The 15920-nt window shown below is 66.9% G+C and carries 13 protein-coding genes; all 13 read right to left on the reverse strand.

Translation table 11 applies throughout. The features are described 5' to 3' along the window. Window positions 1-68 precede the first annotated feature (68 nt). The 13 genes from E3O25_RS07650 to E3O25_RS07710 all read right to left on the reverse strand — a co-directional run bounded on the left by E3O25_RS07650 (window position 69) and on the right by E3O25_RS07710 (window position 15915). Window positions 69-362, reverse strand: coding sequence for a YggT family protein (locus E3O25_RS07650; RefSeq protein WP_134360860.1), 294 nt, complete (start codon window positions 360-362; stop codon window positions 69-71). Between the two features lie 8 nt (window positions 363-370). Next, window positions 371-937, reverse strand: a complete 567-nt coding sequence (locus E3O25_RS07655) for a cell division protein SepF (protein ID WP_092110055.1) — start codon at window positions 935-937, stop codon at window positions 371-373. 32 nt (window positions 938-969) lie between these two features. After that, window positions 970-1692 (reverse strand): YggS family pyridoxal phosphate-dependent enzyme, encoded by a 723-nt coding sequence (locus E3O25_RS07660; RefSeq protein ID WP_092110057.1) that lies wholly within the window; start codon window positions 1690-1692, stop codon window positions 970-972. Between the two features lie 105 nt (window positions 1693-1797). Further along, window positions 1798-3003, reverse strand: coding sequence for a cell division protein FtsZ (gene ftsZ / locus E3O25_RS07665; protein WP_092110059.1), 1206 nt, complete (start codon window positions 3001-3003; stop codon window positions 1798-1800). A 235-nt stretch (window positions 3004-3238) separates the two neighbouring features. Further along, window positions 3239-4531, reverse strand: a complete 1293-nt coding sequence (locus tag E3O25_RS07670) for an FtsQ-type POTRA domain-containing protein (protein ID WP_134360861.1) — start codon at window positions 4529-4531, stop codon at window positions 3239-3241. 7 nt (window positions 4532-4538) lie between these two features. Continuing rightward, a complete protein-coding gene (gene murC, locus E3O25_RS07675; protein ID WP_092110063.1) occupies window positions 4539-5948 on the reverse strand; it encodes a UDP-N-acetylmuramate--L-alanine ligase in 1410 nt (469 codons plus the stop codon). An 83-nt stretch (window positions 5949-6031) separates the two neighbouring features. Further along, window positions 6032-7126, reverse strand: a complete 1095-nt coding sequence (locus tag E3O25_RS07680; protein ID WP_092110065.1) for a glycosyltransferase — start codon at window positions 7124-7126, stop codon at window positions 6032-6034. Then, window positions 7123-8502, reverse strand: coding sequence for a putative lipid II flippase FtsW (gene ftsW, locus E3O25_RS07685; protein WP_092110067.1), 1380 nt, complete (start codon window positions 8500-8502; stop codon window positions 7123-7125). The genes E3O25_RS07680 and ftsW overlap by 4 nt, the downstream gene beginning before the upstream one ends. 5 nt (window positions 8503-8507) lie before the next feature. Continuing rightward, window positions 8508-10034 (reverse strand): UDP-N-acetylmuramoyl-L-alanine--D-glutamate ligase, encoded by a 1527-nt coding sequence (murD, locus tag E3O25_RS07690; RefSeq protein ID WP_241984050.1) that lies wholly within the window; start codon window positions 10032-10034, stop codon window positions 8508-8510. After that, a complete protein-coding gene (gene mraY, locus E3O25_RS07695) occupies window positions 10034-11125 on the reverse strand; it encodes a phospho-N-acetylmuramoyl-pentapeptide-transferase (protein ID WP_092110071.1) in 1092 nt (363 codons plus the stop codon). Before mraY ends, murD begins: the two co-directional genes overlap by 1 nt. Beyond that, window positions 11122-12531: a UDP-N-acetylmuramoyl-tripeptide--D-alanyl-D-alanine ligase gene (murF, locus tag E3O25_RS07700; protein ID WP_092110073.1), complete on the reverse strand. Its 1410-nt coding sequence runs from the start codon at window positions 12529-12531 to the stop codon at window positions 11122-11124. Before murF ends, mraY begins: the two co-directional genes overlap by 4 nt. Next, window positions 12532-14076 carry a Mur ligase family protein gene (locus E3O25_RS07705; protein ID WP_092110075.1) on the reverse strand — a complete coding sequence of 515 codons (1545 nt, stop codon included), beginning with the start codon at window positions 14074-14076 and terminating at the stop codon, window positions 12532-12534. Between the two features lie 15 nt (window positions 14077-14091). Then, on the reverse strand, window positions 14092-15915 hold the full coding sequence (locus E3O25_RS07710) for a penicillin-binding protein 2 (protein ID WP_134360862.1): 1824 nt from the start codon (window positions 15913-15915) through the stop codon (window positions 14092-14094). Window positions 15916-15920 lie beyond the last annotated feature (5 nt).

Raw genomic sequence — 15920 nt, forward strand, 5'->3', positions numbered from 1 at the left:
GCCGACGAGCGATTGCGGGCTCAGGGCCAACCAGTCATCCGACAAGGATACATGCCCCGGTTGGACGATTACAGTAACCCCGCCAGAGACATTCCGACGATGGTACACAGCATGGTGAGCGTGAAACCGAAATCCAGCGCGATGGGCCCGATGCGAAGCGGCGGGATCAGGCGTCGGAAGAAACGAACCGGCGGATCGGTCAGGGTGTAGACGAGCTCAACCGCGACGAGCAGGACGCCCTGCGGACGCCAGGCCCGGTTGACGCCACGCACGAGGTCGATGATGAATCGACCCCACAGCACGAGGAAGTACATGAAGAACAGGAAATAGAGAAGATTTCCCAGGATCGGTATACCAGTCACACTTAAGTCTAGCCTTGCGCGAAGAAGGAGCTGTCCTCAGCGCCCTCTTCGGTGGTGCTATCGCCGGAGACGACGACGTGGGACGGCGACAGCAGGAAGACCTTGGCGGTCACGCGCTCGATCTTGCCGTACAGGCCCTGCGACAGGCCGCTCGCGAAGTCGATGAGGCGGCGAGCATCGCCGTCGCTCATCTGCGACAGGTTGATGATGACCGGGATGCCTTCGCGGAAGGATTCGGCGATGACCTGGGCGTCCTTGTAGGCGCGCGGGTGAACCGTGAGAATTTCATTCATTTCGGACGCAGCCACATCTTGGGGGGTCGAAGTCTTGCGCAGGGGGGTCACCGGCGCACGCCCGGCATGGTTCTGGGCCGCACTGGAGTGAGCGGCACTGTCGTGTCCGCGTGCCGGGACGGCACTGACGTGATTGGCACCAGCGTGATTGGCACCAGCCTGATTGGCACCGGCGTGACTCGCGGAGCCGTTGTTGTTGGACGTACCGGCGGGCGCCTGGTACTCCAGCTCTTCGTCTGCCAGACCCAGGTAGACCATGGTTTTCTTGAGCGGGTTGGACATGTCGACCTCCGTGTTGGTTTGCTACTTCGAGATTAACCGAGCACCGGACGATTGCCGGTGATTGCGGTGCCAATTCTTAGGTGTGTCGCCCCTTCGAGCACGGCCGCCGCATAGTCCTGGCTCATGCCCATGGACAGTGCGGTGGCGGCCGGCGCCTGGGTGCGAATCTGTTCGCTGAGGTCACGCACCCGGGCGAAGGCCCGGCGCGGCTCTGCACCGATGGGAGCCACGGCCATGAGGCCGAGCAGGCGCAGCCCGGGGGTGGCGAGAACGTTGTCGACGAGGGCTGAAATCTCCAGCGGATGCACGCCACCGCGCGCGGCATCATCGGTGAGATTGACCTGGATGAAACAGTCGACGTTCGACTCGTCCGACCCCAGTGCGGTGACGAGGGACGCACGATCAACCGAGTGGATGACGTCGGCATAGGCCCGCACCTGGCGCGCCTTTTTGCCCTGCACCTGCCCAACGAAGTGCCAGACGAGGTCGAGATCGACCAAGGCAGCAGCCTTGGCCTGCGCTTCCTGATGCCGGTTCTCCCCCACGTTGCGCACGCCGAGAGCGTAGAGCTGCTCGATCAGGGACACCGGATGGAACTTGGTGACGACGATCGTGGTGATGCCGGCCGGGTCGCGATCGGCCACACGGGCGGCGTCGAGAATACCGGCGCTGACCGCGCCCAGGCGGGTGGACAGATCCCCCGGCGCTGTGCTGCTCGGTGCCGGTTCTGCGGGGTCCGCGTGCGGAAGTGCCATGCTCAAGCTGCTCTGTTCGTGAGGTCGGTTTCGGTGCAGGTGACAAAAACGCTGCATCCCAGGGCCGACAGCGATGCGCCGGCCCCGGGACTGAAACACGTCGACCTATTTGAGGAAATCAGGGATGTCCAGGTCGTCAGCCTCTTCTTCAAAGGCCGGGTCGGCTACGGTCACGCCGCTGGCGGAGTCCGAGCCACCCCAAACGGAAGCCGCGAGCTCGCCATCGCTATAGCTGCCCGAGTCGGTCGACGGGGCTCCGGCAGCGCTGCCAGCGGATGCTCCGGCCGCCGCCGTTCCGGCACCGGCAGCGATGCCTGCCGCGACGAGGTCGGCGCGCCGCACCTCGACCGCCTTGGCACCGGGCTCTCCGCCGTCGAAGCCGGCGGCGATGACCGTGACCCGCACCTCATCACCGAGGGTGTCGTCGATGACGGCACCGAAGATGATGTTGGCTTCGGGGTGCACAGCCTCTTGCACGAGGCGAGCCGCGTCGTTGATTTCGAAGATACCGAGGTTGGATCCGCCCTGGATGGACAGGAGCACTCCGTGAGCGCCGTCGATCGATGCCTCGAGCAGGGGCGACGCGACGGCGAGTTCGGCCGCCTTGATCGCCCGGTCGGCCCCGCGAGCCGAGCCGATGCCCATGAGGGCCGATCCGGCGCCCTGCATGACCGATTTGACGTCGGCGAAGTCGAGGTTGATCAGGCCGGGGGTGGTGATCAGGTCGGTGATGCCCTGCACACCGGCGAGAAGCACCTGGTCGGCGGTCGCGAAGGCTTCGAGCATGCTGATGCCGCGGTCGCTGATCTCGAGCAGACGGTCGTTGGGCACGACGATGAGGGTGTCAACCTCGTTCTTGAGCGAAGCGACACCGGTTTCGGCCTGCGCCTGGCGACGCTTGCCCTCGAAGCCGAAGGGCTTGGTGACCACACCGATGGTGAGAGCACCGATCGACTTGGCGATGCGGGCGACGACGGGGGCGCCACCGGTTCCGGTTCCACCACCCTCTCCCGCGGTAACGAAGACCATGTCAGCCCCGGCAAGGGCCTCTTCGATCTCCTCGGCGTGATCCTCGGCTGCGCGGCGACCCACTTCGGGGTCTGCGCCGGCACCGAGGCCGCGGGTGAGGTCGCGACCGACGTCGAGTTTGACGTCGGCGTCGCTCATAAGCAGAGCCTGGGCATCCGTATTGATGGCGATGAACTCGACACCGCGGAGGCCAAGTTCGATCATGCGGTTGACGGCGTTGACGCCACCACCGCCGATGCCGACAACCTTGATGACGGCTAGATAATTTTGATTGTTTGACACGTCCGGCCTCCGGGTGGAACTCTAAACCTCTAGTCGAAGTTTAAAGTTATGCTGAGTATGCAATTCCTGATTACGAAAGTATGCGGACCCGGCGCGTCGCTGGGGAGGCGCGCCCGCGTGTCGCGAAGAACTCGCCGAATCTCTGCCGCACTGATCGTGACCGCACCCAGAATGGCAGCCGCTACGCGAATCCGGTAGCGGCTGCCGAAAGCGGGCGCCATCGCAGTCGCCGCGACTAACGCAGTACGGCGCTGTCGGGTGAGGAGACGTCGTACTCATTGACGGTGCCGGCCGGGTGACCGATGAGCAGGGCCGCGAGCACGACCGCTTTGTACTCAGATTTCTCCGGGCTGCCCCAGACCACCCGTTCCCCGCCAAGCAGGCTCAGGGTGACGTCGTCCGTGGTGACGGCGGTCACCGAATCCAATTGAACACGGATGCTGTCCGGCAGCACGGCGAGCACCGCAGCGGCGGCCTTGAACCCCGCGCTGTCGATGCCGTCCGGCGCGTCGACCAGCGGGTACCCCACGGTGCGTTCCGGCGTTGTCGCGATGACAACGCCGGCGGCATCGACCAGGTCGAATCCGGTCGGGCCGGCCAGCACCCCCACGGGCACCCGCTCGATGATGCGCACCACCAGTGTGCCGGGCGGGCGGCTCTCGGTGACGTAACTCTGGATGAGCGTGAACTGCGACAGCGCACCCTTGACCACGTCGGCATCGATGAGCGGCAGCGGGGTTCCGAGTTGGTCGGCGAGGGCGGCCGAGACGTCCGTCGCCGGGATGCGGCTGGTTCCGACGACCTCGATCGTGCGCAGGGCCATCAGGGGTGAGTAGGCCGCACCGATGATGAGGCCGAAGGCGAGCACGATCGAGCTGAGACCGACGATCCACGCGGTGCGCCGCCGCCGGGCGCGCCCGGTGAACCGGCGCACCTCGGCGCGTTCGAATCGCTTACGGGTACGCTGCGCCGCCCGCAGCACCGACCGGGCCGCTCGCGCGCCCGCCGTGCCGCCGGACCGCTGTGTCGTCGGCTCCGCCTTCGTGGCCGGCTCGGCTCTCGTGGCCGGCTCGGCCCTCGCTGCCGGTACCGCAGAAGCAGTCGGCCGCAGCGTCGGCGTGGGAACAACCGTGATCGGCGAAGCGGATGCGCCTCCCCCGGTGAGCAGGATCGGTTCCGTCGTCGTGTCCGAGGGGTCGAAGGCTCTCGGCGTGCGGGCAGGGTCGGTGCCGCCGCCGCGGCGCGCGCGCTTGGGCTTCGTCGCATCGGGCTTCGTCGTACCGGGCTGCGTCCCGCCGGGCTGCGTCCCGCCGGGCTGCGTCCCGCCGGGCTGCGTCGTCTTCGGCGGCCGCACCGTCGGTGCAGAAGCGTCAGGCGAGGGCCGCGGCTCGGGCGTCGGCTTGGTGCGCGGCGCCTTCGCTCCCGCTTTATCGGCCGCTGTCGCGGCCCGTTTTGCCGCCGAAATCGCCGGCCGGGCCGGCTCGGGCGGCGGCTGCGCCGGGCGGTCGAAGCCGGCCGGCCGCCTCACCGTCGCCTCATCCGCGAACCGTTTCGAGGGCGGCGAGCAGCTGCGGCACGATGCGGTTGACGTCGCCGCAGCCGAGGGTCACGACGAAATCACCGTCGCGGGCGATGCTGGCCAGGTAGTCGGCGGCATCCTGCCAGTCGGGCACGTAGGCGACGTGGGACGGGTCGCGGAACTTTTCCGAGACGAGCGCACCGGTGACGCCGGGCTCCGGGTCTTCGCGGGCGCCGTAGACGGCGAGCACGATGGTCTGGTCTGCCGAGGCCTCGAGGGTGTCGGCGAATTCCTGGGCGAACAGCCGGGTGCGGCTGTACAGGTGCGGCTGGTGCACCGCGATGATGCGGCCCTCACCCACGACTGTACGGGCCGCGGCGAGGGCTGCGGCGACCTCGGTCGGGTGGTGGGCGTAGTCGTCGTAGACGCTGACGCCGCCGACCGTGCCGTGCAGTTCGAACCGACGCTGGGTGCCGCCGAATCCGGCGATGGAGTCGAGGCTGGCCACCGGGTCGAAGCCGAGGCCGACCAGCACGGCGAAGGCTCCGGCCGCGTTGATGGCGTTGTGCTTGCCGGGGATGCGCAGGGTGGCGCTGTAATCCTGGCCCTGCCAGGCGACGCTGAAGCTCACCGGCCCGGTCGTGGTGATGGAGTGCACCCGAACGGTGGAATCCGGGTGCTCGCCGAACGTGATCACGCGGGCCGCGGCATCCGCTGCTGTGATCGCCTCGGTGACCCGCACAGCGCCGACATCGTCGGAGGAGATGACGACGAGTTCGGTCGCCTTGCGGCTGAATTCGACGAAGGCGGCCTCGAACGCTTCGAGCGAGCCGTAGTGGTCGAGGTGGTCGGGGTCGACGTTCGTGACCAGCGCAACCGCTGTGTGGTACAGCAGAAAGGAGCCGTCGGATTCGTCTGCTTCGACCACAAACAGGTCGTCGGCGCCGCCCGCGGAGCTGACCCCGAGGGATTCGATCACGCCGCCGTTGACGAAGCTCGGGTCCTGGCCGAGGCCGAGCAGCCCGGTGACGATCATGCCGGTCGACGTGGTCTTGCCGTGCGCGCCAGCCACCGCTACCAGGCGCTGGTCCCGAATGAGCCAGGCCAGGGCCTGGGCGCGGTGCAGCACCGGAAGTCCGCGTTCATTCGCGAGCACGTACTCGGGGTTGTCCTGCCAGAGGGCGCCGGTGACGACGAGAGTGTCAGCCGCGCCGACGTTGGCCGCGTCGTGCCCGATGAACACGGTGGCACCGAGGTCGCGCAGCGCCTGCACGTTGGGCGATTCCTTCGCGTCAGAGCCGGTGACGGTGTAGCCACGGTTGAGAAAGAGGCGGGCGATGCCGCTCATACCGGATCCGCCGATGCCCACGAAGTGCACACGTCCGAGCTGGTCGGGGATGGTGAGGGTGAGGTCTGGTTTGATCACGGTGGTGCGCTCTTCTCGATTGCAGCCAACAGATGTCGGCTAGTAAATGTGCAGCCAATAAAACAGGTCGTGCGGGCACTACGTTACGCGTGCGGCCGCTCGCGCGGCGACGCGAGGGCGCCGTGAACGAGGTCGAGCATGCGGGCCGTTCCGTCGCGCACACCAACGGATGCCGCTCCCCGCGCCATAGCCGCCACCTTCGCCCGGTCACCCAACAATGTCACCAGCTCACCCTGAACCCAGGCCGGCACGAAGTCGGCGTCGTCGACCAGCAGGCCCCCTCCGGCTGCCAGCACAGGCGAGGCATTGAAGCGTTGCTCCCCGTTGCCGACCGGGTAGGGCACGTACACGGCGGGGATGCCGAGCGCACACAGTTCGCTGACCGTCGCCGCACCCGCTCGGGTCACGGCAAAATCGGCTGCGGCGAGAGCGAGGTCCATCCGGTCGCAATACGCGACCAGGTGATAGTCGGGCAGACCGGGGTCGACCACCTCAGCTTTGAGGCCGGTGATGTGGAGCACCTGCCAGCCGGCGGCGGCGAGAGCGGGGGCGCACTCGACCATGGTGGCGTTGAGTCGGCGTGCGCCGAGCGAGCCGCCGGTGACGAGCAACACGGGTCGGTGCACACTGAGATTGAAGAACCCGAGCGCCGCATCGCGGGTCGACGAACGGTCGAGTTCTTCGATTTCGGGCCGCAATGGCATGCCGACGAACCGGGCGTGCCGAATGGGGGTGCCGTCGAAGGCGACACCGACATGCCGGGTCAGCCGGGCACCGAGCTTGTTGGCCAGCCCCGGCTTGGCGTTGGCCTCGTGGATGACGATCGGCACCCCGGCCCGCCGGGCGGCGAGGTAGGCGGGCGTCGAGACGTAACCGCCGAAGCCGACCACCACATCGACGTGACGCGAGCGCAGAACCTGCGCGACGGCGTTCACCGCGGCGGCGAAGCGCGGCAGAAAACGTACGGCGGCCGCGTTCGGCCGGCGCGGAAACGGAACCCGGGGTACGACGATGAGCTCATAGCCGCGGGCCGGCACCAGGCGCGCCTCGAGACCCTCACTGGTGCCGAGAACGAGGACCGTGGCATCCGCTTCACGCGCACGGATGCGGTCGGCGACCGCGAGCAGGGGGTTGACGTGGCCGGCGGTTCCGCCGCCTGCCAAAAGGTACGTGGTCATGCCCGGTCAGCCTCGATGAAGTCGTTGGGGGGTTCGCTCGAACGGTCGCCGCGGGCAAAGGACAGTACGATGCCGATCGCGACGAGGGTGGTGAGCAGAGCGGTACCACCGGCCGAGATGAGCGGCAGCGGCACCCCGAGCACGGGGAACACTCCGAGCACGACGCCGATGTTGACGAAGGCCTGGCCGATGATCCAAACCATGGCGGCGGCGGTCGAGACCTTCGCCTGCACGGTCGTTGCCGTGCGCATGATGCGGAGGAAAGCGAAGGCCAGCAGGATGAACATGCCGAGCACTACGACGCAGCCGATCAGGCCGAGTTCCTCGCCGATGATGGCGAAGATGTAGTCGTTGTCGGCAGCCGGCAGCCACGACCATTTGGCCTTGGAGTTGCCAAGGCCCACACCGAGCACTCCCCCGTTGGCCAGCGCCCAGGTGCCGTGCAGGGGCTGCCAGCAGCTCTGCGAAATCTCCCCACTCAGCTCGGTGCAGCCCTCGTTGAGAAAACTCATGATGCGGGTCAGCCGGTTGGGGCTCGCGATGGCCAGCACGACGGCACCGCCAACCCCGATCAGCAGTGGCACAGCGAGCAGGCGCAGCTTGACTCCGGCGAAGAACAGCGCCCCGAACAGGATGCCGGCCATGATCATCACCGTGCCGAGGTCACCGCCGATCATGACGAGCAGCACCGCGCTGCCGCCGACCCCGAACACCGGGATGAACACGTGCTTCCAGTCGTCGAGCTGGTGCTGTTTTTTTGAGAGGATCACGCCGAGCCAAATGACCAGGGCCACCTTGATGCCCTCAGACGGCTGGAACTGGATCCCGAAGATGTTCAGCCAGTTGGTATTGCCTCCGGTGCCGCGTCCGAGCCCGGTCGCCACGACCAGAAACTGCAGAAAACAGGTGATCACGAGCGACGGCCAGGCCACGCGCTGCCAGAAGGCGAGCGGCAGGCGGCTGACGACGAGCATGAGCGGGATGCCGATCAGGGCGAACATGCCCTGCCGCAGCAGCCCGCCGAAGAAGCCCATGTCGGCCAGAAAGGAGTCCACCGACGACGAGGACAGCACCATGACGAGACCGAAAATGACCAGGAACAGGGTGGTGCCGAGCAGCAGAAAGTAGTTGCCGCCTTCGGCTTTGAACACCCGACCCAGGTTGATGCGAACCTGCGGCCCGGCCGGGGTGTGCTCCGCCGCCGGTTTCGTGGGTGCGGCGAACGGCCGCCCGCCTGCAGCCTGGCGCGCCCCGGGGGTGGGTCGGGAAACGCGAGACGGCGTGCTGCCCGGTTGGTGAGCCACCGGCCCGAGGCGCCCGGCGGAGGGGCGCGAGACGGGGTTACGCGAAGCGGGGTTGCGCGGCACCTGTACCATCCGCGTCACCTGCCTAGAAGTTCGTGTACTGCCTGATTGAAAAGCCGGCCGCGTTCGGCGTAACTCTCGAACTGGTCCATCGACGCGGCCGCCGGTGCGAGCAGCACCGTGTCACCGGCCCTGGCGATTCGAGCTGCCAAGCGCACCGCCGCCGTCATCACCGCTTCGGTACCGTTCGATCCGCTGCTGTTCGATCCAGTGTCGTCCGGGTCGATCTCGAACACGGTCAGGTCGGGGGCGTGTCGCGCGAATGCCTCGCGCAATGCCAGGCGATCGACGCCGATGATGATCGCGCCGCGCAGGCGACCGACGTGTTTCTGCACGAGCTCGTCGATGTCGACGCCCTTGAGCAGCCCGCCGACCAGCCAGACGACCGACTCGTAGGCAGCGAGGGAGGCGTCGGCGGCGTGCGGGTTGGTGGCCTTGGAGTCGTCGACCCATTCCACGCCGTCGCCGACGGCGACGGTTTCGATGCGGTGCGCGTCGAGGTGGAAGTCTTCCAACGCCGTGTGGATGGTGGCCGGCAACACCCCGTACGACCGCGCCAGGGCGCTCGCGGCGAGCACGTCCATGATCACGTGCGGGGCACCGAGGCCGGCCTCGACGAGGTGCGGCACGGTGGTCAGCTCGAGGGCGCGTTCGAACCGGTCCTCGAGAAAGGCCCGATCACAGACGATACCGTCGACGATGCCCAGTTCGCTCGGTCCGGGCACGCCGAGGCCGAACCCAATCGCCCGCGCGCCGTCCTGAACGTCGGCCTCCTGCACCATCGTGAGGGTCGCGGCATCCGCCGTGTTGTAGACGCAGGCGACGGCGGTGTTCAGGTACACCTTGGCTTTGGCGGCGCGATAGGCGGCGGCGGAACCGTGCCAGTCGAGGTGGTCGTCGGCGACGTTGAGGCAGAGGCTGGCCCAGGGTGCCAGAGCACCCGGTCCGCTCTGCGGCAGGTGGTGCAGTTGGTAGCTCGAGAGTTCAACGACGAGCACGTCCCAGCCCTGTGGGTCACGAATGGCGTCGAGTACGGGCACACCGATGTTGCCGCAGGGGGCGACGCGGCTGCCGTGGGCGGCGAGCATGGTGGCGGTGAGCTGCACGGTGGTGGTCTTGCCGTTGGTGCCGGTCACCAGCATCCACTCGGCCGGAGCACCGACCTTGTCGCGCAGCCGCCAGGCTAGTTCGATGTCGCCCCAGACCGGCACGTCGTGTGCGGCCGCCCAGTTGAGCAGCGGGTGGTCGGGATGGAAGCCGGGCGAGACGATGATGACCTCCGGATGCTGCGCCGCGAGCTCCGCAGGCACCTCGCGCAGGTCAGCCTGCACGAACGGCACCCCCAGCACGTCGAGCAGGTCGAACCGTTCGTCGGGTCCGGGTGAGGCCAGAACGAGCACGTTGGCGCCGAGTTCGGCGAGGGTGTCGGCGGCGGCGAAACCCGTCACGCCGAGGCCAAGGACGGCCACGCGCAGACCGCTCCAGTCGGCGTGCCAGCTGGTGAGCAAATCCAGACGGTCGGGTGAGGCAGCGTCAACACTCACTAGCGCGACAGCCATTCGAGGTAGAACGAACCGACGCCGGCGGCGACGAGCAGTCCGCCGATGATCCAGAACCGCACGACGACGGTGACTTCGGCCCAGCCCTTGAGTTCGAAATGATGATGGATCGGACTCATCAGGAAGATGCGTTTACCGTGAGTGATTTTGAAGTAGATGCGCTGCACGATCACCGATCCGGCTTCCATCACGAACAGGCCGCCGATGAGCACGAGGAGCAGTTCGGTGCGGCTGAGGATCGCCAGGGCGGCCAGGGCGCCGCCGAGGGCGAGCGAACCGGTGTCGCCGAGGAAGATCTTCGCCGGTGAGGTGTTCCACCAGAGAAAGCCGATCAGGCCGCCGACGATGGTCGCGGCCACGATGGCGAGGTCGAATGAGTCGGGGCCGAGGTAGCACTTGTACTGGTCGGCGGCATCCGCTCCTCCGAAGCAGCTCTGGTTGGACTGCCAGAAGCCGATCACGACGAAGGATCCGATGGCGAAAATTGAGGCCCCGGTGGCGAGGCCGTCGAGACCGTCGGCGACGTTGACGCCGTTCGAGGTCGAGGCGACAATCAGGCAGATCCAGAGCAGGAACACGGCGACGCCGATAGTGGTGCCGAGTTTCATGAAGTCGAGCGGCAGGTCGCGAATGAACGAAATGCTGGTCGATGCCGGAGTCTGGCCGTTGCGGTCGGCGAATTGTAGGGAGAGGATGCCGAAGGCACCGGCGACGATGACCTGCCCGAGCACCTTGGACCAGCCGCCGAGGCCGAGGCTGCGCTGATTGCGGGTTTTGAGGAAGTCGTCGAGAAAGCCGACCAGTCCGAGGCCGACCATCATGAACAGTACGAGCAGCGGCGACGGCGTGAACGGTCGTTGTTCGATCAGCATGGCGGTGAAATAGCTAATCAGAACGCCCAGGATGATGATGATGCCGCCCATGGTGGCGGTGCCGCGTTTGGCGTGGTGGCTTTTGGGGCCGTCGTCGCGAATGAACTGGCCCCAGCCGAATTTCTTGAACAGTCGGATGAACAGCGGCGTCAGAAACAGCGTGAACGCGAGGGAGAACGCGCCGGACAGCAGAAGGACTCTCACGAGAACAAGTCTCCCAGTCGATCGCCGAGAAATCGCAGACCCGCGGAATTGGACGATTTCACCAGTACCGTATCTCCCGGATTCACGCTGTTGCGCACCAGTTCGAAGGCTTCGTCCGGCGTGTCGACATAGGCCGATTCGCCGTCCCAGGATCCCTCGTTGATGGTGCTGATGTGCATGCGACGCGCACCCTGACCCACCACGATCATCTGGGAGATGTTCAGACGTACGGCGAGCAGGCCGATGCGATCGTGCTCCTCACCGGCCAGTTCTCCGAGTTCGGCCATCTCACCGAGCACCGCGATGGTGCGTCGGCCGGGGGTGCCGATCTGGGCGAGCGTCTTCAGTGCGGCGCTCATCGAGTCGGGGCTCGCGTTGTAGGCGTCGTTGATAACGGTGACATCGTCTTTACCGCCGAGCACCTCCATGCGCCAGCGTTCGGCCCTGGTGGTCGCTTCGAGTGCGGCGACGATGTTCGTCAACGACACCCCGAGTACCTCGGCGGCGGCGGCGGCAGCCAGCGCGTTCATGACGTGGTGCTCGCCGAGCACCGGGAAGGCGACCGGGGCGCTCTGCCCGTCGGCGAGGTGCAGGGTGAAAGTGGTACCGGTGCGTCCGGGGTGCAGGTCGCTCGCGCGCACGTCGACCTGGCCATACTCGCCGAAGCGAACGACGCGGGCGGGGGTGAGCGCGGCCATCTGCGCGACGCGCGGGTCGTCGGCGTTCAGCACCGCGACATCCGTTTCGAGAAGGTCGGTGACCATCTCCGACTTGGCGCGCACGGTGGCGTCGAGGTCGCCGAACTCGCCGGCGTGGGCGAGCCCGATGGTGAGCACGATGCCGACGTCGGGCCGGGCCAGGCGCACGAGGTGCGCGATGGCGCCTTCGCTGCTGGCACCCATCTCGATCACGAGGAACCGGGTGTCGGCGGTCACTTCGAGCATCGTCATCGGCGCGCCGACCTGGTTGTTGAAGGATCCGCGTGGGGCGACGGTGGGACCGACCCGTTCGAGCATGCTGCGCAGCAGGTTCTTCGTCGTGGTCTTGCCGTTGGACCCGGTGACGGCCACAATTTTGAGCGCTCCGGCTGCGCGCACCCGCGCGACGACCGCGGCGGCCAGGTCGCCGAGCGCGGCGACAGCATCGGTGACGACGATCTGGGTCACCGGCAGGTCGAGCAGTCGTTCAACGATGAGCAGTGCGGCACCGCGCTCAGCGGCGATGGGCGCGAACAGGTGCCCATCGGTGACCGCTCCGGGCTTGGCGACGAAGATGGAGCCGGGTTCGATCAGCCGAGAGTCAGTCTGCACCGAACCGTCGACGAGGTCGGTGTGTGCAGCGCCGGCGGTGAGGTGCAGCGCACCGTCGACGGCCTGGCTCATCTCGGCCAGGGAGAGGGCGATCATTTACAGCCACCCTGCGTCGCGCAGTGCCTGGCGGGAATCTTCTCTGGCCGAATACGGCAATTTCACGCCTTGTACCTCGTGGTAATCCTCGTGGCCTGGGCCGGCGTACAAAATGGTGTCTCCTTCGTGTGCGAGTGACAACGCCGTGCGGAATGCCGCACGCGGGTTGGCCACTTCGTAGAACTCGCCGTCTGGCACGGCGTCGCGCGCTGCCGCCAGCAGCACGGCACGGATGCTCGCGGCATCTTCGAATCGCGGGTGAAAGTCGGTCACGACCACGATATCGCTGCCCTGGGCGGCAATGCGACCCATATCGGCGCGTTTCGTGGTGTCGCGGTCACCGTCGGCGCCGAACAGCATGATGAGCTTGCCCGGGGTGAATTTGCGCAGGGCCGCGAGCGTGTTGAGAAAAGCGTCGGGGCTGTGGCCGTAGTCGATGTAGACGAGCGGGCCTCGATCGCCGGAGATACGCTCCGCGCGCCCAGGGATGAAAGCCACGATGCCGCCGTCCCGACGGAGCGTGTGCGCGATCGCGTCGAGGTCGAACCCGCTCTCGACGAGCATGACGATGGCCAGGGCGGCGTTGGCGGCCATGTACCAGCCGAGCAGCGGCACCCGGGTGTGCAGGCGGCGACCGTCGGGGCCGTCGAGTATGAACTCGGTGTGGCTGGCGGATTCACCGACCACGGTCATGCGCCAGTCGGCGTCCACATCGGCCCGATTGGTGATGGTCGTCACCGGGATGCGACACTCGTCGGCGAGGCGCCGGCCCCAGTCGGTATCGACGGTGACGACGCCGCGGTGTGATCGGTCGGGCTGGAACAGCTCGAGCTTGGCCTGGAAGTAGTCGTCCATCGCCGCGTAGTCATCGAGGTGGTCGTGGCTGAGGTTGGTGAACGCGGCGACGTCGAAAACAAGGCCGTCGACCCGGTAACGGCTCAGCGCCTGCGCCGACACCTCGATGCCGACGGCGCGCACCTCAGCTTCGTTCATGCGGGCCAGCAGTGCGTGCAGCTCACTGGCCTCCGGGGTGGTCAGCGCACTCGTGACGGCGAGGTCGCCGATGCGGCGTTCCGCAGTGGAGGTCAGCCCCGAGACGACGCCGAGCTGGTTCAGGATGCCGAAGAGCAGGTAGACGACGCTGGTTTTTCCGTTCGTGCCCGTGACGGCGAACAGGGTCGCCGGGTTGTCGGCGGTGCGGTAGACCCAGGCGGCGACAGCGCCGAGCGCGGCGCGGGCATCCGGTGTCACGAGCACGGGCAGACCGCTGGCTGCAGCGAGCGACACGCCGGCCTCATCGGTCAGGATGGCCACCGCTCCGGCCTCGGCGGCGGCCTCGGCGAAGGCCGCGCCGTGCCGGTGCTGGCCGGGGACGCCGACGTAGAGGTCGCCTGGCTGCACCGTGCGCGAGCTCAGGCTCACACCGGTGACTTCGAGACCGTCGATGTCTCCACGTAGTTCTAGATCAAATTCGGCAACCAATCCCGACAACGACCGCGGAACGGGGTGCTCGGGACGGAGAGCCGACGGCGCCAATTCAGACACGCAGGGCTCGCTTTCTTACCAGGTGGAAGGGAGGTCAGGCGCAGTCGCGCCCGAGGGAACCGCCCGGTACTTTTTCAACACCTGGCTCATGATCTCCTGGAAGACCGGAGCCGGTGCGGCAGACGTATTCAGTTTAACAGGGTCGGCGATGCTGACCGAGACGACATACTGCGGATCGTCGGCGGGAGCGAAGCCCGATACCGAGACCAGATACCCGTTGGAGTACCCGCCCTTGCCGTCGGGCATCTGCGCGGTTCCGGTTTTGGCCGCGACGCGATACCCCGGGATATTCCACTTACTCTGTACCCAGCTCTTCTGGTACACCATTTCGAGTATGTCGCTCGTGTCGTTCGCCGCGCTCTCCGACAGCACCCGGGTGCCGGTCGCATCCGGCACGTTGGTCACAGTGCCGTCGGACTGGCGGCAGCCTTCCACCAGTTGCACCGGCATCCGCACGCCGTCGTTGGCGATGGTCTGGTACATGCTCGAGACCTGCAGGGCCGTCGTGGTCAGCCCCTGCCCGAACATGGTCGCGTAGCTGGTCTGGTTGTCCCACTCGCCGGCGGGATGCAGGATTCCGCCATCTTCGCGGGGGAACCCGGTTTCGGTGGTGCTGCCGACGCCGAAGGCTTTCATGTAGTCGTAGCGCTGCTGATCGGTGAGCAGTTCGCCGAACTTGGACATGCCGGTGTTGCTGGAGTCGATCAGCACACCCGTCATGGTCATCTGTTGGTCGGGGTGTGAGTGGCTGTCGTTGATGTTGGCGCCGTTAGACGGCAGATAGCGGTACGGCGCCACGACACCCGTTCCGAGCGTTGCGACGCCGGCATCAAGAACGGATGCCGCGGTGAGCGCCTTGAAGGTCGAGCCGGGTTCGAAGGACTGCGTGAACGCGCGCGAACCGCGATCGTCGGGGTTCTCGGTGCCGCCGACGTTGTTCGGGTCGACCGAGGGATAGTCGGCCACGGCGAGAAGCTTGCCGGTCTTGGCGTCCTGCACGACCGCGGTCGCCCAGGCCGCCCCGGTCTCCTGCGCCCGCGCCGCGAGGGTCTGCTGCACGAACCACTGCAGGTCGGAGTCGATGGTGGTGACGACGTCACCGCCGTCGACCGCTGCGGTGCTCGTGACGCTGCTGCCGGGGATGCGCACCCCGTCGGCACCCTTCTCATAGGTTTCCGAGCCATTCGTGGAGGCCAGGCAGGCATCCTGCCCGGACTCCAGGCCGGCCTGCGGCACCCCCTCCCCCGACAGAAAACCGAGCACGTTTCCGGCGACGGCTCCGTTCGGGTATACCCGGCTCGGGCTGTTCTCGGAGTAGGTCCACGGAATGTGGAGGTCCTGCACGGCGCGCAACACGTCGACGTCGACCTTCTGGGCGATATAAGCGAAGTTCGCCTTGGCGTTCGCTTCGAGTGCCGTCGACAAGGTCAACAAGATGGCATCACCGGTCTGGCCGGTCGCCGCACCGATTTCGGCAGCGGCCTCAGCCACCGAGATCTCCACCTTCTCACCGTCGACGATGCGCTTGAACGGCGTCGCGTTCACCGGGGACATGGTGATGTTGTAGCGCATGACCGTTCCGGCCAGTACGACGCCGTTGGCGTCGACGATCTCGCCCCGGGAACCGTAGACGACCTGACCGACCGAGCGGTTTCCCACGGAGTCGGCGGTGAGCGAATCGGCCTGCACCACCTGAATATCCACGAGCCGCACCAGGAACACGCCGATCACCGCGAACAGCACAGCCACGGTGAAGAAGGTGCGGCGACGGCTGGACCGGGAATTGGTCGGGTTGCTTCGGGTGCCGGTCGTACGGGCACTGCTGTTGCGCACGCTCATCTGCC

Origin of the sequence: Cryobacterium sp. TMT1-3 (genome assembly GCF_004402315.1) — a bacterium.
In the GTDB taxonomy this organism is placed as follows: Bacteria; Actinomycetota; Actinomycetes; order Actinomycetales; family Microbacteriaceae; genus Cryobacterium; species Cryobacterium luteum.

Bases quoted from the DNA above. Each gene is read 5' to 3' on its own strand.
- E3O25_RS07655 (WP_092110055.1), bottom strand. From the start codon at position 937: ATGTCCAACCCGCTCAAGAAAACCATGGTCTACCTGGGTCTGGCAGAC.
- E3O25_RS07680 (WP_092110065.1), bottom strand. From the start codon at position 7,126: ATGACCACGTACCTTTTGGCAGGCGGCGGAACCGCCGGCCACGTCAAC.
- E3O25_RS07710 (WP_134360862.1), bottom strand. From the start codon at position 15,915: ATGAGCGTGCGCAACAGCAGTGCCCGTACGACCGGCACCCGAAGCAAC.
- ftsW (WP_092110067.1), bottom strand. From the start codon at position 8,502: ATGGTACAGGTGCCGCGCAACCCCGCTTCGCGTAACCCCGTCTCGCGC.
- murF (WP_092110073.1), bottom strand. From the start codon at position 12,531: ATGATCGCCCTCTCCCTGGCCGAGATGAGCCAGGCCGTCGACGGTGCG.
- E3O25_RS07660 (WP_092110057.1), bottom strand. From the start codon at position 1,692: ATGGCACTTCCGCACGCGGACCCCGCAGAACCGGCACCGAGCAGCACA.